The organism is Kitasatospora sp. NPDC057518 (genome assembly GCF_042802075.1).
Lineage (GTDB): Bacteria > Actinomycetota > Actinomycetes > Streptomycetales > Streptomycetaceae > Kitasatospora.
The window spans coordinates 1-16,174 of sequence record NZ_JBHVEU010000191.1; the positions used below are offsets into that span (position 1 = coordinate 1).

General features: G+C 73.5%; 15 protein-coding genes. 6 read left to right on the forward strand and 9 right to left on the reverse strand.

The window, feature by feature from the left end; translation table 11 throughout:
• Nucleotides 1-4: 4 nt before the first annotated feature.
• From ACFU7Z_RS20465 to ACFU7Z_RS20500, 8 genes are all read right to left on the reverse strand, one after another.
• Nucleotides 5-943: an ABC transporter substrate-binding protein gene (locus tag ACFU7Z_RS20465; protein WP_380778684.1), complete on the reverse strand. Its 939-nt coding sequence runs from the start codon at nt 941-943 to the stop codon at nt 5-7.
• Between the two features lie 44 nt (nt 944-987).
• Nucleotides 988-1,665: an ABC transporter permease gene (locus ACFU7Z_RS20470; protein WP_380778686.1), complete on the reverse strand. Its 678-nt coding sequence runs from the start codon at nt 1,663-1,665 to the stop codon at nt 988-990.
• The gene (locus ACFU7Z_RS20475) at nt 1,662-2,330 is read right to left on the reverse strand and encodes an ABC transporter permease (RefSeq protein ID WP_049657035.1); all 669 of its coding nucleotides are present in this window, start codon (nt 2,328-2,330) and stop codon (nt 1,662-1,664) included. The genes ACFU7Z_RS20470 and ACFU7Z_RS20475 overlap by 4 nt, the downstream gene beginning before the upstream one ends.
• Nucleotides 2,320-3,489 carry an ABC transporter ATP-binding protein gene (locus ACFU7Z_RS20480; protein ID WP_380778688.1) on the reverse strand — a complete coding sequence of 390 codons (1,170 nt, stop codon included), beginning with the start codon at nt 3,487-3,489 and terminating at the stop codon, nt 2,320-2,322. The genes ACFU7Z_RS20475 and ACFU7Z_RS20480 overlap by 11 nt, the downstream gene beginning before the upstream one ends.
• Before the next feature lie 215 nt (nt 3,490-3,704).
• Nucleotides 3,705-4,091 carry a rhodanese-like domain-containing protein gene (locus tag ACFU7Z_RS20485; protein ID WP_049657033.1) on the reverse strand — a complete coding sequence of 129 codons (387 nt, stop codon included), beginning with the start codon at nt 4,089-4,091 and terminating at the stop codon, nt 3,705-3,707.
• The gene (locus ACFU7Z_RS20490; RefSeq protein ID WP_380778690.1) at nt 4,085-4,675 is read right to left on the reverse strand and encodes a cysteine dioxygenase; all 591 of its coding nucleotides are present in this window, start codon (nt 4,673-4,675) and stop codon (nt 4,085-4,087) included. Before ACFU7Z_RS20490 ends, ACFU7Z_RS20485 begins: the two co-directional genes overlap by 7 nt.
• A gap of 196 nt (nt 4,676-4,871) precedes the next feature.
• Nucleotides 4,872-4,949, reverse strand: a complete 78-nt coding sequence (locus ACFU7Z_RS20495) for a putative leader peptide (RefSeq protein ID WP_107086570.1) — start codon at nt 4,947-4,949, stop codon at nt 4,872-4,874.
• Nucleotides 4,950-5,094: 145 nt separating this feature from the next.
• On the reverse strand, nt 5,095-8,250 hold the full coding sequence (locus ACFU7Z_RS20500; RefSeq protein WP_380778693.1) for a hypothetical protein: 3,156 nt from the start codon (nt 8,248-8,250) through the stop codon (nt 5,095-5,097).
• Nucleotides 8,251-8,680: 430 nt separating this feature from the next.
• Here ACFU7Z_RS20500 and ACFU7Z_RS20505 point away from each other — a divergent pair, with 430 nt between their 5' ends.
• From ACFU7Z_RS20505 to ACFU7Z_RS20520, 4 genes are all read left to right on the forward strand, one after another.
• Nucleotides 8,681-9,523, forward strand: a complete 843-nt coding sequence (locus ACFU7Z_RS20505; protein WP_049649708.1) for a nitrilase-related carbon-nitrogen hydrolase — start codon at nt 8,681-8,683, stop codon at nt 9,521-9,523.
• Nucleotides 9,524-9,534: 11 nt separating this feature from the next.
• Nucleotides 9,535-10,983, forward strand: a complete 1,449-nt coding sequence (gene hydA / locus ACFU7Z_RS20510; RefSeq protein ID WP_380778696.1) for a dihydropyrimidinase — start codon at nt 9,535-9,537, stop codon at nt 10,981-10,983.
• A 177-nt stretch (nt 10,984-11,160) separates the two neighbouring features.
• Nucleotides 11,161-12,174: a TIGR03842 family LLM class F420-dependent oxidoreductase gene (locus ACFU7Z_RS20515; protein WP_380778698.1), complete on the forward strand. Its 1,014-nt coding sequence runs from the start codon at nt 11,161-11,163 to the stop codon at nt 12,172-12,174.
• A gap of 63 nt (nt 12,175-12,237) precedes the next feature.
• Complete coding sequence (locus tag ACFU7Z_RS20520; protein ID WP_380778700.1) at nt 12,238-13,794, forward strand: NCS1 family nucleobase:cation symporter-1; 1,557 nt, start codon at nt 12,238-12,240, stop codon at nt 13,792-13,794.
• A gap of 65 nt (nt 13,795-13,859) precedes the next feature.
• Here ACFU7Z_RS20520 and ACFU7Z_RS20525 read toward each other — a convergent pair whose 3' ends face one another.
• A complete protein-coding gene (locus tag ACFU7Z_RS20525) occupies nt 13,860-15,104 on the reverse strand; it encodes a glycosyltransferase (RefSeq protein WP_380778702.1) in 1,245 nt (414 codons plus the stop codon).
• A gap of 259 nt (nt 15,105-15,363) precedes the next feature.
• Here ACFU7Z_RS20525 and ACFU7Z_RS20530 point away from each other — a divergent pair, with 259 nt between their 5' ends.
• The gene (locus tag ACFU7Z_RS20530; protein ID WP_117491020.1) at nt 15,364-15,630 is read left to right on the forward strand and encodes a GlsB/YeaQ/YmgE family stress response membrane protein; all 267 of its coding nucleotides are present in this window, start codon (nt 15,364-15,366) and stop codon (nt 15,628-15,630) included.
• Nucleotides 15,631-15,837: 207 nt separating this feature from the next.
• Entirely contained in the window at nt 15,838-16,101 is a 264-nt protein-coding gene (locus ACFU7Z_RS20535; RefSeq protein WP_063780048.1) for a GlsB/YeaQ/YmgE family stress response membrane protein, read from the forward strand.
• The last annotated feature ends 73 nt before the right edge of the window (nt 16,102-16,174 follow it).

Here is a 16,174-nt window from a genome sequence, read left to right on the forward strand (position 1 = left end):
GCCGTCAGCCGAGGCCGTTGGACTTCAGCCAGTCCTTGGCGACCGCCGACGGGTCCTCCTTGTCCACCGACACGCGCTTCATCAGCGCCACCAGCCCGGCCGTGTCGAGCTTGGCCGACACCGCGTTGAGCGCCGCCGTCGCGGTCGCGTCCACGCCCGCCTTGTTGACCAGCGGGGTGACGTTCTGGGCGCCGAAGATGTTCTTCGGGTCGGCCAGCGGGACCAGCTTGTACTGGACGATCTTCGGGTCGGTGGTGAACACGTTGCCGACCTGGATGCTGCCGTCCTTGAGCGCGTTCGCGGTGGCGTCGCCGGTGGGCTTCCACTCCTTGAAGGTCAGCCCGTAGACGTCCTTGAGCTGCTGCTCGCGGCGGCTCTTGAACTCCGGCGGCCCGCCGATGGTGTACTCGCCGGCCTTGGCGGCGAGGTCGGCGATGCTCTTGAGGTTGTCCTTGTCGGCCGTCTCCTGGGTGACGCTGAGCGAGTCCTTGTCCTCGGCCGGGGAGGACTCGAGGATGCCCAGCGTGGCGGGCAGCGTCTTGGCGAGCTCCGCGTTCACGTCCTGGGTGGTGACGGCGGTGGACTTGGCGTCCAGGTAGGCGAGCAGCGAGCCGTTGTACTCCGGCAGGACGGTGAGGTTGCCGCTCTGCAACTGCCCGTAGAGCACCTCGCGGCTGCCGATGTTGAACTTCTCCTGGACCTTCACGCCCTTGGCCTTGAGCGCCTGCGAGTAGATCGACCCGAGCAGGACGTTCTCCGGGAAGTTGGCCGAGCCGACCACCACGGTCGAGCCGGACGCGCCCGCGCCGCCCGTGGCGGCCGAGGCGCTCGAACCCCCGTCGAGCGGGTTGCCGCCGGAGGAGCCGCAGGCGGTGGCGCCGAGGGTGAGCGCGGCGAGGGTGCCGAGGGCGGCGACGCGGCGGCTTCGGTTGATTGTCGACATGGTGACAGATGTCCTTCCGGAACGGGAGGGGAGGGGGAACGGAGTCAGTGGGGCCGCTGCTGGGCGCGCACCCCGGGCGGGAGCGCGAACCGGGCGAGCAGGGCGAAGAACAGCTGGGCGACGACCGCGAGCAGGACCACCAGCAGCGCGCCACCCACGGTCACGGCGTACTTGCGGGTCGCCAGCCCGTCGATGACGTAGCGGCCGAGGCCGCCCAGCCCGACGTAGGCGGCCACCGTGGCGGTCGCGATCACCTGCACGGTCGCGGTGCGGAAGCCCGCCAGCAGGGTCGGGGCGGCCGAGGGCAGGCAGACCTGCCACAGCACCTGGGGGTGGGTCAGCCCGATGCCGCGCGCCGCGTCCCGGACGTCCGGGTCGGTGCCGCGCACCCCCTCGACGGCGGCCACCAGCAGCGGCGGCGCGGCGAGCGCGACCAGCGGGACCAGTACGGCGGTGTCGCCGACCCCGGCGAGCAGCACCGCCAGCGTCACCAGGCCGAGGGTGGGCAGGGCGCGGGCGGCGCCCGCGAGCGCGGTCACCACGGTGACGCCGCGCCCGGTGTAGCCGATCAGCAGCCCGAGCGGGACGGCGAGCAGCGCCGCGAACAGCAGGGCCGTGCCGGAGAGCAGCAGGTGCTCGGAGACCCGGTGCACGATCGAGTCCGGCCCGCTGAGGTGGTCCGGGTCGGTGAAGAAGTCGCTCAGCCAGTTCAGCCAGTTCACGAGCCCGCTCCCTTCTCCCGGACGGCCCAGGGCGCGAGCAGCCGCCGGGCGGCCACCAGCACCAGGTCGACGGCCAGCGCGAGGACGGCGATCAGCACGATGCCGGCCAGGATCGGGGTCGGGAAGGTGCGCTGGAAGCCGTCGACGAACAGGTAGCCGAGCCCGCCGCGACCGACCAGCGCGCCGACGCTGGCCAGCGAGATGCTGGACACCGCCGCGACCCGCAGTCCGGCGATCAGGTACGGCACGGCGGCGGGCAGCTCGACCGAGGTCAGCCGGTGCCACGGCCCGTACCCCATCGCGGTGGCGGCCTGCCGGACGGAGTCCGGGACGGCGCGCAGGCCGTCCACGGTGGTCGGCAGCAGCACGGCGAGGGCGTAGAAGGTGAGCGGGATCATCACCGTCGCCTGGGTGGCGAGGCCGGTGTACGGGATCAGCACCACGAACACGGCCAGCGAGGGCAGCGCGTAGACGATGTTGAACACGGCGGAGAGCGGCTGGTACAGCCGGGGGTAGCGGGCGCAGGCCAGGCCGAGCGGGACGGCCAGCAGCAGGCCGATGAGCACGGGGACGAGGGCGATCACGGCGTGGTCGGCGAGCAGGTGGCCCAGGTAGCCGAGGTGGTCGCCGATCCAGTACCAGCGGACGATCGGTTCATCGTCCACCGTCGGCTCCGTCCGTGCTGCCCGTGCCGCCCGTTCCGTCCGGGTCGGATGCCCCGCCCGGGTGGCCGCCGGCGGCCGGGGGCTTGTCGGTGCGGACGGGCGCATCAGCGGCCGGCGGGCCGGAGGCGTCGGGCCGCAGTGCGGCGAGGACGGCCTCGCGGCTCGCGGTGCCGGTGACCCGGCCCTCGGCGTCCAGCGCGACCGCGACCCCGGCGGGGGAGAGGACGGCGGCGTCCAGCGCCGTGCGCAGGGTGTCGGCGTCCGGGCGGAAGGCCGCCGCCGGGTGCAGCTCGGCGGTGACGGCGTCGCGGTCGATCCAGCCGATCGGGCGGCGCCCGTCGTCCAGGGCCAACTCCCAGCCGCCGTACCGGAGTCCGTCGCCCACCGGGCGGAGCCGGACGCCGCTCGCGGGGCGCAGGGCGAGGCCGCGCAGGCCCCGGTCGCGCCCGAGGAAGGCGGCCACGCCCTCGTCGGCGGGGGTGGTGAGCAGGGTGTGCGGGTCGGCCAGTTGGGCGATCCGGCCGTGTTCGCGCAGCACCACCACCTGGTCGCCGAGCCGGACGGCCTCCTCGATGTCGTGGGTGACGAACAGCACCGTCTTGTGCAGCTCGGACTGGAGCCGCAGCAACTCCTCTTGGAGCCCGGCCCGCACCACCGGGTCGACCGCGCTGAACGGCTCGTCCATCAGCAGCACCGGCGGGTCGGCGGCCAGTGCGCGCGCCACGCCGACCCGCTGCTGCTGGCCGCCGGACAGCTGGAACGGGTACCGCTTGGCGGTCTCGGGCGCGAGCCCGACCAGTTCGAGCAGTTCGGCGGCGCGGGCGCGGGCCTTCTTCCGGTCCCAGCCGAGCAGGTAGGGGACGGTGGCGATGTTGTCGATCACCTTGCGGTGCGGGAAGAGCCCGGCCTGCTGGATCACGTACCCGATGCCGCGGCGCAGCTTGGCGGGTTCCAGCTCCGCGACGTCCGTGTCGTCCAGCAGGACCCGGCCCGAAGTGGGCTCGACCATCCGGTTGACCATGCGCAGCAGGGTGGTCTTCCCGCAGCCGGACGGTCCGACCAGGACGGTTATCCGACCGGTCGGGACCTCCAGGTCCAGTCCCTCGACGGCGATGGTGCCGTCGGGGTGGCGCATTCCCGCGCCCTCGAATCTGATCACGTGGAGTTTCCTCGTCAGGGCGCCCCGGAAAGGCGGCGCCTGGGTCGTTCGGTCGTTCGGTCAGGGTCGTTCGGTGGCGGCGGTTTCAAGCGCCCGGGCGTACTTCCGCCCGCGTGGTTGCCCGGCTTTGGACCAGCGGAAACTCTGATCACACTATGACCTGCATCATCTCCTGTCCCTGATTTACCGCCCCGGCACGCGGTGCGACCGCAGGCTCAGCCGCCCTGACGGGTCGGCAGGCCGGCGGCCGCCCAGCCGACGAAACCGCCGTCCAGGTCGGTCGCCCGGTGCAGTCCCAGCTCGCGCAGGGAGGCCGCGGCCAGGCTGGAGGCGTAGCCCTCGGAGCAGACCACGACCACCTCGACGTCGTAGCCCGAGGCCTCGGGAATCCGGTGACTGCCCGTCGGATCGAGCCGCCACTCCAGCACGTTGCGTTCGATGATCAGCGAGCCGGGGATCTCCCCCTCGGCCGCCCGCTGCGCCGCCGGACGGATGTCCACCAGCAGCGCGCCGTCCAGCTGGGCCTGGTACGCCTCGCGGGCGCGCGGTCGGTGGACGCCCTCCCGGGCCCGCTCCACCAGGTCGTCGATCGTGGTCACCACTGTTCAGGTCCTTCCTCGGAGGTGCGGACGAGCCCGCCGGCCCGCAGGTCGTAGTGCGCCATCGAACTCAGCGGCGGCGAGTAGGCGTGCAGGGTGACGGCGGGGCCGACGGCGGTGTTGCGCACGTCGTGCACGTACTCGGGGCCGAAGGCGCGGGCGGTGCCGGCCGGGATCCGGCGGATCAGCAGGCCCTGCTCGGGCCCGCCGAGGGACAGCTCCTCCAACTCGCCGAGGGCGACGGCGAAGGCGCCGCGCGAGCCGCCGTGGTCGTGGAAGCCGGTGGACTGGCCGGGCAGCCAGCTGATCAGCCACACCTCGTGGTCGTCGTCCGCGGCCAGCCGCCGGTACCAGCGCTCCTCGGTGGAGAGGCGGACGTGGTGGATCCACTCCTCGGGCCGCTCGGCCAGTTCGCGGACGATGGTCCGCAGGGTGCTGGGGGTGAGCGGCGCGGGGGTGCCCCCGGCGGGCGGCGTCGGTGGTGGCTCGGGGGCGCTCGTGGGGCTCGCGGCGGCGGGGCGGGTGTTGTCGGGGCTTACGGTCGGCTGGGTTTCGGAGCTGATGCTCGGGCTCGGGCTCAGAGTCATGAGGGCGTCCTCGGGTGCGGCGGGAACGTCGGTGGGAAGCGCCCGGTGTCCGGCGGCGGTGGAGGGCGCGGGCCGACGGGGCGGCCCGGCACGCAAGGGTGCGCCGGGGCGGGTGCGGGGTCAGGACTGCGGGTGCGGGTGCGCGGCGCGGGCCCTGGCAGACGTCACAGAGCGGGACCGGCGGGGGAGAACAAGGTCAACAGGCACAGATGGAACTCGCCTGGCGTCGCAGATCGACGTGCAGGCGGCATACCAGAGTGGCGCCGGAGTCCATGCGCCGGATCTTTCCCGAGCGAAGCGGAGGAAGTCAAGCCGGGCCGACCGTCCGCCGCCGTCCGTTCCCGGCGACCGGCGGACCGGTCGGCTACCCGTCGCCCGCTCGCCGAGCCCCCTTCGAGCATCCGTCGGTCGCCTCCCGGCTACTCCTCGGCCGGGCGGCGCGGTGCCGGGGGAGCCGTGGCGGACGGTGCCGGGTCGGTGTCGCGCGTCGGCTGTGCGGGCACCGACCCGGTGGGGCCCGGGGCCGGTCCGGCCGGTGCCTGCTCGGCCGGTGCCTGCTCGGCCCGCGCCTGGTCGGTCAGTGCCTGCTCGATCAGCGGCGCGGCCTGTTCTCCCAGGTGGCGGCCGAGCGTCTGGTAGGCGTCGAACTGCTGGTGGTCGAACCACTGGTCGCTGGTGCGGTCGTTCGGGAAGGCCCGGTTCGCCATCGCGTAGGCGTGCAGCTCGTACGGCATCCCGGGGGTCAGTACCGCCTGGAGGAGGATCAGCCGGCCGTGCCGGACGGCCCCGGGCCCCTCATCCAGATCCGGGTAGCGGATGTCCCCGGTGACCACCGCCCGGGCCGAGAGCCGGGCGGAGAGCTGTGCCGCGAGCCCGCGCAGCGGCGGCCGGCGGCCCGCGCGGCCCTGCACACTGTCGTCCGTGCGGCCGTCCACGCGGCCGTCCGCGTCGTCACCCTCGGCGGGCCGGTCGGCGCCGGTGCCCGGGATCAGCAGCTCGGGCTCGTGCAGGGTGATGGCGACGCCCAGCTCCTCGCGGGCCAGGGTGATTGCGGCGGCCAGGTTGGTGGCGTACCCCGCGTCGCCGCTGGCGTCGATGCAGACCACCGTCCGTACCCGGTGCCGCAGCAGCTCGACCAGCCCGAGGTTCTCGTAGTGGCCGCCGTCGGTGGTGAGCAGGAAGCGGTCGTCGGCCGGGAACCGCCCGATCAGCTCCCGCAGTTGGTACGGGAGGCGGCGGACGGCGGGCTGCGCGGGGCGGCGCCAGTCCGGCGGACCGGACCAGTCGGGGCCGAGCACCGCCGGGTTGGGCAGCCACGTCCCGAGGCGGGCGTTGGTCACCGCGAACAGCCGCTGGTAGACGCGGGATTCCCGCCCCATCGCGGAGGAGAAGGCCGCGCCGGAGACGGCCATCGCCGACTGTACGGTGAGGTCCCGGGCGATGTGCGCACTGGTGCGCCGCTCCAGCAGGTCGGTGCGCGCGTACCCGATGTCCGGGCCGCCCACGTAGTCGTAGGAGAGCGAGAAGGAGGCCGCCGGACGGCCCGGTGGCGTACGGGAGTTGCCCGACAGGTTGGCCGCCGCCGAGAAGATCACCTGGGGGAAGTCGGGGTGCCGGGCGCCGTAGTGGCTCAGCCACGTCTGCTCCCGGAAGAAGTGGTACGGGCGGGCCACCGACCGGCCGCCCTCGGTGGCCCGCCGGACCGCGAACGCCGAGGCCAGCCGCAACCGGTAGAACGGGTGCAGGCTCACCCAGGTCTGGTCGAGGTTCAGCCCGACCGCGCCGAGCACCAGGGGCAGCAGCACCTGGACGGCCGTCGGCCAGGCGTAGCCGGTGGCGACCGCCCAGCCGAGGGCCAGCAGCGCACCTGCCGTCAGCGCCAGGAGGGCGGAGCAGACCACGAGGGTCTGCGGGAGGCTGGCGCCGCTGACACGGGGCCGGCCCGCCGCGCCCGGTGTGGTGGCACCCCGACCGGGCGTCCGGCGGTCGCGCCAGAGTATGCCGAGCAGCAGCGCCAGGTAGCTGAGCGCCACGGTCAGGCCGAGCCCCGCGCCGGTGAGCTGCGGCCCCGCCGCCAGCGCCTGCTGGAGCCGCACCGCGCCCCAGGCCAGGCCCGGTACCACCAGCACCCCGACGGCCAGCAGGGCGGCCAGGGCGAGCAGGCCGAGATTGGCCCTGCGCAGCGCCCGTGGCAGCAGCGCCTGCCAGCCGAGCGAGGGGAAGGCCAGCAGCCAGAGCAGCCAGCACCCGGTGGCCGAGGCCAGCAGGAGGCCGAAGGCGGCGAGCGCCGGTGCCCGGAGCTCCAACGGCCCCGGTACGGCGCCGGCGTGGCGCAGGCAGGCCGCCGCCAGGTGGCTCAGGTCGGTGAGCGGCACGGCCCGGTAGAAGCGGCTGAGCCCGAGGCCGAGTGCCAGGACTGCGGCCAGCAGCAGGGTGAGGGCGGACAGCACCCCGCGCAGCAGCGTCCCGAGGGCGACCAGCCATTCGCCCGCGCCGTCGGCGATGTACTTGCCGTGTCGGCGGAGGTGGTCCTCCTCGGGGGACCCGGACTCCATCACGGTGTCGGCCGTCAGGCCCGAGACGGCGCGCACCGGGCTGCCGGGCGCGGAGTCGCTGAGCGCGAGCTGGAGCGCGCCGACGGTGTAGCCGCCGCCCGAGACGGAGACCAGGTAGCGGGCCCGTTTCAGCCACGGCCGCAGCGACTGGAGCGCGCCGAGGGTGACGCAGGCGGAGCGGATGCCGCCGCCGGAGGCGCAGAAGCCGAGTTCGGCGGGTTCGCGGCCGGGCGGCACCCGGGCGGCGTCGCGCCAGTGGGCGTGCCGGACGGGCGTGTCCGGGGCGTCCGGCGCTTCGGCGGCGGGTGCCGTGGCGCCGCGCCGGGTGGCGATCGGCCAGGGCGGGATCAGCGCCGGACGGTCGGGGGAGTCGGTGCCGCGGGCCTTCGCGCCCGCCCGCGACGGCCGGAGCCCGCGCACCGCGCGGGTGGCGGTCACCAGCAGGATGCCCGCCGCGAGTACCCCGGCGGGCAGGAGCAGCAGCCACTTGACGGTGGCGAGCGCGGTGGCGACGGCGAAGGGGGCGTCGGAACCGCCCGCACCCGGATGGAGGCCGTCCAGCCCGGCGCGCAGCAGCGCGTCCTCGCCCAGGTCGCAGCAGGCCGCGAGCAGCCCGGCGCCGCCGACCGCGACGGCCGACAGCCGCCGGCGGGCCGGCCCGAGCACGTACCCGCCGAGCAGCGCGGCGGCGAGCAACGTCAGCCCGTAGCCGCCGATCAGCCAGCCGTCGGCGCGCAGCGCGGCCAGGTGGTCCGCGGCGCGGCCGCCGATCACGGCCTCGGCCGCCGCACGGGAACCGGCGAGCTGGAGGGCGACGTCCCGTACGCGCGGCGCCTGGTGGCGGAACAGCAGCCCGCCGAGGAGGACCGGCAGCAGGGCGCCGAGGGCGAGCAGCAGGCCGGCCCAGGCGGGCAGGGCGGGCGGCCGCGCCGCCGGGCCTCCGCCCGCCGCGCCACCTGCCGTACCCGTCGCCTCCGCCGCTTCCTTCGCCGCCGCGGTTTCCGTCGCGGAATCCGCCACCACCATCGTCACCCCCCGCTTGGCCGCCCCGATCCCCCGTGACCGGGACGCTGAACTCGTAGGAAACCACCGATGACTGACGATCCGTAGTGATCCACCGCGATGTCCACGCGGGTCTTACCCCACCATCGCCGATTGCGCACTCGGGGTGTCCGGTTTCACTCGAACGAGTAAGAAGGCGACGCGTGGGGTAGATCAGCTTTTCATCCCACCCGGGACCATCCGCGTGTCCGCGCAACAAGATCACCCCAGACGCGTTTCCACCGACGTATTGTCAGGCCACCGAGGCCGGGCCTACCGTCTACAGATCGCTTTCTACGCACGTAGACCCTGCGGTTTCCCGAGCGGACCCGCAGGCGAGACCCGCCCCGTCAACCCTCAGACCGCGGGCCCGACCGCACGGCCGGGCCGCGGAGTTGCGGAGGTAACCATGTCGCAGATCGTCCGGGCCGCGCTCGTCCAGACCCGCTGGACGGGTGACCAGGAGAGCATGATCGCGCTCCACGAGCGGTACGCCCGCGAGGCCGCCGCCCAGGGAGCGAAGATCATCGGCTTCCAGGAGGTCTTCAACTCCCCGTACTTCTGTCAGGTCCAGGAAGCCGAGCACTACCGCTGGGCCGAGGCCGTCCCCGACGGCCCGACCGTGCGCCGGATGCGGGACCTCGCCCGCGAGCTCGGGCTGGTGATGGTCGTCCCGGTCTACGAGGAGGAACAGGCCGGCGTCTACTACAACACCGCCGCCGTCATCGACGCCGACGGCAGCTACCTCGGCAAGTACCGCAAGCACCACATCCCGCAGGTCAAGGGCTTCTGGGAGAAGTACTACTTCAAGCCCGGCAACCTCGGCTGGCCCGTGTTCGACACCGCCGTCGGCAAGGTCGGCGTGTACATCTGCTACGACCGCCACTTCCCCGAGGGCTGGCGCGCCCTGGGCCTGGCCGGCGCGCAGATCGTCTACAACCCCTCCGCCACCAGCCGCGGCCTGTCCGCCTACCTCTGGCAGCTCGAACAGCCCGCCGCCGCCGTCGCCAACGAGTACTTCGTCGCCGCGATCAACCGCGTCGGCACCGAGGAGTACGGCGACAACGACTTCTACGGCACCTCCTACTTCGTGGACCCGCGCGGGCAGTTCGTCGGCGACGTCGCCTCCGACAAGGAGGAGGAACTCGTCGTCCGCGACCTCGACCTCGGCCTGATCGAACAGGTCCGCCAGCAGTGGGCGTTCTACCGGGACCGCCGGCCCGACGCCTACGGACCGCTCGCCGAGGCCTGAGGAGCAGCGCGATGACCACCAACGACGTGAGGGCCACCCGCGACCCGCACCAGCGCACCGTCGTCCGCGGCGGCCTCGTCATCACCGCCACCGAGGAACTCCACGCCGACGTCCTGATCGAGGGCGAGCGCGTCGCCGCCCTGGCCACCACCGGCAGCTCCGCCGCCGAGGCCTGGACCGCCGACACCGTCATCGACGCCACCGGCCACTACGTCATCCCGGGCGGGGTCGACGCCCACACCCACATGGAGCTGCCGTTCGGCGGCACCGCGGCCTCCGACACCTTCGAGACCGGCACCCGCGCCGCGGCCTGGGGCGGTACCACCACCATCGTGGACTTCGCCGTCCAGTCGGTCGGCGGCTCGCTGCGCGAGGGCCTGGACACCTGGCACGCCAAGGCCGAGGGCAACTGCGCGATCGACTACGCCTTCCACACCATCGTCTCCGACGTCAACGACGCCGTGCTCAAGGAGATGGACACCCTCGTGGACTCCGGCGAGTCCACCTCCTTCAAGCTCTTCATGGCCTACCCCGGCGTCTTCTACAGCGACGACGGCCGCATCCTGCGGGCCATGCAGCGCGGCGCCGCCAACGGCGGGCTGATCATGATGCACGCGGAGAACGGCATCGCCATCGACGTCCTGGTCGAACAGGCGCTCGCCGCCGGGAGGACCGCCCCCCGCTACCACGGCGAGGTCCGGCGCGAACTGCTGGAGGCCGAGGCCACCCACCGGGCGATCAAGCTCGCCCAGGTGGCCGGCAGCCCGCTCTACGTGGTGCACGTCTCCGCCGCCGCCGCGCTCGCCGAACTCGTCGGGGCCCGGGACGCCGGCCTCAACGTCTTCGGCGAGACCTGCCCGCAGTACCTCTTCCTCTCCACCGACAACCTCGCCGAGGAGGGCGCCGACGGCTTCGAGGGCGCCAAGTACGTGTGCAGCACGCCGCTCAGACCGCGCGAGCACCAGGAGGCGCTCTGGCGCGGGCTGCGCACCAACGACCTCCAGGTGGTCTCCACCGACCACTGCCCGTTCTGCTTCGTCGGCCAGAAGGAGCTGGGCCGGGGCGACTTCTCGAAGATCCCCAACGGCCTGCCGGGCGTCGAGAACCGGATGGACCTGCTCCACCAGGCCGTGGTGGACGGGCACATCAGCCGGCGCCGCTGGGTCGAGATCGCCTGCACCACCCCGGCCCGGATGTTCGGCCTGCACCCGCGCAAGGGCACCATCGCCCCGGGTGCCGACGCCGACCTGGTGGTCTACGACCCCACCGCGGTGCAGACCGTCTCCGCCGCGACCCACCACATGAACGTGGACTACTCGGCCTACGAGGGCCGTCGACTCACCGGCCGGGTGCGGACGGTGGTGTCGCGCGGCACCGTCGTGCTGGACGACGGCGACTGGCGCGGCCGGGCCGGCCACGGCACCTTCCTGCGCCGGGACACCTGCCAGTACCTGGTCTGATCCCTCTCCCGATTCCCGCCCCTCCCGTTCCTCCCGTTCCGCGACGTCCACCCGCCGCCGCCCGGTCTGCCGGCCGTCCGGTCGCCCGCCCGGCTGCCGGCCCGGCCCTTCGACCGGGGCGACCGATCCGGCCGACGGCCGGGTGGCGGCGGTCAAAACCCTTACCTGGAGCCCCTCATGGACATCGGCCTCGTCCTCCAGACCGACCCGCCCGCCCGACTGCTCATCGACCGGATGATCCGCGCCGAGCGGGCCGGGTTCAGCCACGGCTGGACCTTCGACTCCTGCGTGCTGTGGCAGGAGCCCTTCGTCATCTACAGCCGGATCCTCGTCGAGACGGAGCGGATGACCGTCGGCCCGATGGTCACCAACCCCTCCACCCGCACCTGGGAGGTGACCGCCTCCACGTTCGCCACGCTCAACGACATGTACGGCAACCGGACCGTCTGCGGCATCGGCCGCGGCGACTCCGCCATGCGGGTCGCCGGGCGGAGCCCCGCCACCCTCGCCCGGCTCTCCGAAGCCATGCACGCCATCAAGGAGTTGGCCGAGGGGCGCACCGCCGAGGTGGACGGCAGCGAGATGCACCTGCCGTGGGTCCGCGCCGGCGCCTCCCTGCCGATCTGGATGGGGGCGTACGGGCCGAAGGCGTTGAACCTGACGGGACGTCAGGCCGACGGCTTCATCCTGCAGTTGGCCGACCCCTACCTCACCGAGTTCATGGTCAAGGCGGTGCGGGCCGCCGCCGTCGAGGCCGGCCGGGATCCGGAGTCGATCACCATCTGCGTAGCCGCCCCGGCCTACGTCACCGCCGACGACTCGCCCGAGGCGCTCGCCCACGCCCGGGAGCAGTGCCGCTGGTTCGGCGGGATGGTCGGCAACCACGTCGCCGACCTGGTCAGCCACTACGGCGAGCACTCCGACCTGGTACCGGAGGCGCTCACCGACTACATCAAGGACCGGCAGGGCTACGACTACAGCCACCACGGGCGGGCCGGGAACCCGGACACGGCCTTCGTCCCGGACGGGATCATCGACCGCTTCTGCCTGATCGGCCCGGTGGAGGCGCAGCGGGCCCGACTGGCGGAGCTCCGCTCGCTCGGCGTCGACCAGTTCGCCGTCTACGCCATGCACGACGCCATCGAGACCACCATCGACGCGTACGGGACGGACGTCATCCCGCAGCTGTGACCCCGCCCGGCGCCCCCACCCGAGCTCAGCCGCGGATCCGCCCGCGGCGGACGGGAGTTGCCCATGCCCGGAACCGCGACCAGTGACGGCAAACAGTGGCACCACCCCGACGGCCGGGTCGAACTCGACCCGGCCGCCGGGGACTTGCCACCCAACGGCTTCACCAGCGACGACCTGCGGCCGGTCCCGGTGGCACGGCGTACCTGGACCACGTACAACTTCCTCGCGCTCTGGGTCGGCATGGCCCACAACATCCCGTCCTGGACGCTGGCTTCGGGCCTGGTCACGCTCGGCATGGACTGGAAGCAGGCGGTGCTGACGATCGCGCTCGCCAACCTCGTCGTGCTGGTCCCGATGCTGCTCACCGGGCACGCCGGCACCAAGTACGGCATCCCGTTCCCGGTCTTCGCCCGGGCCGCCTTCGGGCTGCGCGGCGCCAACCTGCCCGCCCTGCTGCGGGCGGCGGTGGCCTGCGCCTGGTTCGGGATCCAGACCTGGATCGGCGGCGAGGGCATCTTCCTGCTGGCGGGCAAGCTGTTCGGCGAATCCTGGCGCACGGCCGGTGAGTTCGGCGGCTACCCGTGGACGCAGTGGCTCTCGTTCCTGCTGTTCTGGCTGATCGAGATGGCCATCATCGCGCGGGGGATGGAGGCGCTGCGGCGGTTCGAGAACTGGGCGGCGCCGTTCGTCATCGTCGGCGCGCTCGCGCTGCTGGTGTGGATCACCGTCAAGGCGGGCGGGCTCGGGCCATTGCTCGACCAGCCGTCCAGGCTGGGGTGGGGCGGCGGCTTCTGGAAGGTCTTCTTCCCCGCGCTGATGGGCATGATCGGGTTCTGGTCCACCCTCTCGCTGAACATCCCCGACTTCACCCGCTTCGGCGGCAGCCAGCGGGCCCAGATACGCGGGCAGGCGCTCGGCCTGCCGACCACGATGACGCTCTTCGCGTTCCTGTCCGTGCTGGTCACCTCGGGCTCCGAGGCGGTCTACGGGGCCCCGGTGTGGGACCCGATCCAGCTGGCCGCCAAGATGGAGAACCCGGTCGGCATCCTGTTCGCGCTGCTGACCGTGCTGGTCGCGACGCTGTCGGTGAACATCGCCGCCAATGTGGTGTCGCCCGCGTACGACCTCGCCAACCTGCTGCCCCGCTTCGTCACCTTCCGGACCGGGGCGCTGATCACGGGGGTGGTCGGGATCGTGATCCTCCCGTGGCGGCTGATCTCCGACCCGCACGTGTACATCTTCACCTGGCTCGGTGTGGTCGGCGGGCTGCTCGGCACGGTCGGCGGAGTGCTGATCGCCGACTACTGGGCCCTGCGCCGCACCCGCCTCCGGCTCGCCGAGCTGTACCGCCCGGGCGGGGCGTACTGGTACGCGGCCGGCTGGAACTGGCGGGCCGTGACGGCGCTGCTGGTGGGCGGCGTGCTGGCCGTCGGCGGCTCGTACTCCACCGTCGACGCCGACGGTGCGAAGCAGGGACCCTTCCCGGCGGACGGCCTGATCCCCGTCCTCAAGCCGCTCGCCGACTACGGCTGGGCCGTCGGGCTGACGGCGGCGGCCGTGGTGTACCTGGGGCTGAGCAGGGTGGTCAGGAGGGGGAGCGGGGAGGCGGGGGAGGGCTGACGGGGGAGGACGAACGACTGACGGGTGACAGCGAACAGCTGACAGATTTCGAAAGTTGTCAGTTGTCAGCTGTTCGCTGAAACCCGTTCGACGGCGGCGAGGACCTTGGCCGCGCCGTCCTCGGCGGCCAGGGCGGTGGCGACGGCTCGGGCGCGGGTGCGGTAGCGGGGGTCGTCGAGCGTCAGGCGGAGGGAGGTGGCGAGGCGGGCGGGGGTGAGGCCGCGCAGGGGGACGGGGCCGGGGGAGACGCCGAGCCGGGCCAGTCGGGCGGACCAGAACGGTGCGTCGAGCTGGGCGGGCACGGGGACGGCGGGGGTCCCGGAGCGGAGGGCGGCGGCCGTGGTGCCGGCACCCGCGTGGTGGACCACGGCGGCGGTGCGGGGGAAGAGCCATTCGTGCGGGGTGTCGCCGACGGTCAGGACGGAGTCCGAGTCCTCGGCGGCCAGTCCGCTCCACCCCGACTGGAGCAGGAGGCGCACCCGGGCGGCGCGGGCGGCGGCGAGGACGGTCGCGGTCAGCCGCTCGGCGTCGGGGACGACCAGGCTGCCGAAGCCGACGAAGACCGGCGGCGGCCCGGCGGCCAGGAAGTCGAGCAGCCGGGCCGGGGGCTGCCAGTCCGGCCGGTCGGCCGGCCACCAGTAGCCCGCCACCTCCAGTCGGGGGCTCCAGTCGGCGGGTCGGGGCACCACCAGTGGCGAGAAGCCGTGCAGGACGGGGTGGTTGCGGCGGGCCCGGGCGATGCCGAGCGGCGGCAGGCCGAGCCGACGGCGCAGCCCGCGGACGGCCGGGACGAACAGCTGGTCGGTCGCGGCCTGGACGGCGTGTCCCGCCAGCAGGTTGCCGGACCGGCCGAGCGATCGGGTGCCGGTGACGGCGGGCGCGAACTCCCGGGTGGGGGCGAGGGGTTGGAGGTACAGCCCGATGCTGGGGATGTCGGCCGCCTCGGCGGCGACCTGGCCGAGTGCGCTGGTGGTGCTGGTGGTCAGCAGCAGGTCGGTCCCGAGCGCCGTGGCGTCGGCGATGCCGTCGCCGAGTGCGGGCATGAACCTCCGGCCGAGCCGCAGGAGTTGCAGGACGGCGCCCGGTCCGCTGCCGGCCCGCAGCAGGCGCCGGCCCTCGGCGGAGGCGAGTTCGGCGCGCGGGTCGACCGGCAGCGGGCGGAACTCCAGTCCGGCGGCCCGTACCGACTCGGCGAAGGTGTCGTGGGTGGCGACGGCCACCTGATGCCCGGCCGCCCGCAGCCGGACGCCGAGCCCGGTGAAGGGGGCCACGTCGCCCCGGGAGCCGGCGGTGGCGATCAGGATGCGCATGGCCGCAGTATTTCGGCGCGGGCGGCGCGCGGGAAGGGCGCCACGCGCGGGCGGTCCGGCCTGGGCGGCCGGTGTCGTCAGCCGGTCCCGTCGGCCGGTCCCGTCCGCTGGGTTCGTCTGCCGGGTTCGGACGGTGCTGCGCGGGTGGCCGACCGGGGCGGCCGACGCGGGTGGCGGAACCGGGCGGCGGGCGGTGGCGTCCTTGCGGGCAGAGCGGACGGGACGGGGCCGTCGCGCCTTGGACGGGAAGGGATGCCGGATGAGCATCGTCGCGTGGATCGTGCTGGGCCTGCTGGCGGGTGCGCTGGCCAAGCTGCTGCTGCCGGGGAAGGACCCGGGCGGCCTGATCGTGACCACCCTGATCGGCATCGCCGGCTCCTTCGTCGGCGGCTGGATCGCGTCGCACTTCATGCACCGCTCGATCTCCGCGCACTTCTTCGACGCGGCGACCTGGGTGTCGGCGATCGGCGGCGCCCTGGTGCTGCTGATCGCCTACCGGCTGCTGTTCGGCAACTCGCGCCGCTGACGGAATGGTTCGGTGCGGCCCCGGCGTCCGGGAGACGGCGGGGCGTGCCGGGGGAGGGGAGTCCGCCGACCGGTACGACGGCGCCCGGATGGCCGGTTCGAACCGGTCCTTGCCGGTGCTGGAACGGTGCGAGGCCCTCGTACGTCCTTCCGAACGGGACCCGGGGGCTCGACGGGGTCGCCACACCGATGACGCAAGGGGCGGCGGATGAGCTGGATGGCGTGGATCGTGCTGGGCCTGGTGTCGGGGACACTGGCCAGGATGGCGATGTCGAGGGGGGAGCGCGGCCTGATCGGCAGCACCCTGATCGGCATCACCGGCTCCTACATCGGCACCTGGATCGTCTCGCACTGGATGCACGGGACGGTGAAGGTGAGCTTCCTCGACGTCACGACCTGGGTGTCGGCGATCGGCGGCGCCATGGTCCTGCTCTTCGGCTACAAGGTGCTCCGCTTCCTCGCCCGGCGCTGACCATCTGGTGCTGACGGCTCGATGCTGATGGCTCGGCGCTGATGGTTCGGTGCTGACCGCCGGGCTTTGAAGC

Excerpts from the sequence above, each read along its gene's own strand:
- ACFU7Z_RS20490 (WP_380778690.1), bottom strand. The coding sequence starts at position 4,675 with ATGACTCTGAGCCCGAGCCCGAGCATCAGCTCCGAAACCCAGCCGACC.
- ACFU7Z_RS20495 (WP_107086570.1), bottom strand. The coding sequence starts at position 4,949 with ATGGACTCCGGCGCCACTCTGGTATGCCGCCTGCACGTCGATCTGCGA.
- ACFU7Z_RS20530 (WP_117491020.1), top strand. The coding sequence starts at position 15,364 with ATGAGCATCGTCGCGTGGATCGTGCTGGGCCTGCTGGCGGGTGCGCTG.
- hydA (WP_380778696.1), top strand. The coding sequence starts at position 9,535 with ATGACCACCAACGACGTGAGGGCCACCCGCGACCCGCACCAGCGCACC.
- ACFU7Z_RS20515 (WP_380778698.1), top strand. The coding sequence starts at position 11,161 with ATGGACATCGGCCTCGTCCTCCAGACCGACCCGCCCGCCCGACTGCTC.
- ACFU7Z_RS20535 (WP_063780048.1), top strand. The coding sequence starts at position 15,838 with ATGAGCTGGATGGCGTGGATCGTGCTGGGCCTGGTGTCGGGGACACTG.
- ACFU7Z_RS20465 (WP_380778684.1), bottom strand. The coding sequence starts at position 943 with ATGTCGACAATCAACCGAAGCCGCCGCGTCGCCGCCCTCGGCACCCTC.
- ACFU7Z_RS20505 (WP_049649708.1), top strand. The coding sequence starts at position 8,681 with ATGTCGCAGATCGTCCGGGCCGCGCTCGTCCAGACCCGCTGGACGGGT.
- ACFU7Z_RS20525 (WP_380778702.1), bottom strand. The coding sequence starts at position 15,104 with ATGCGCATCCTGATCGCCACCGCCGGCTCCCGGGGCGACGTGGCCCCC.
- ACFU7Z_RS20520 (WP_380778700.1), top strand. The coding sequence starts at position 12,238 with ATGCCCGGAACCGCGACCAGTGACGGCAAACAGTGGCACCACCCCGAC.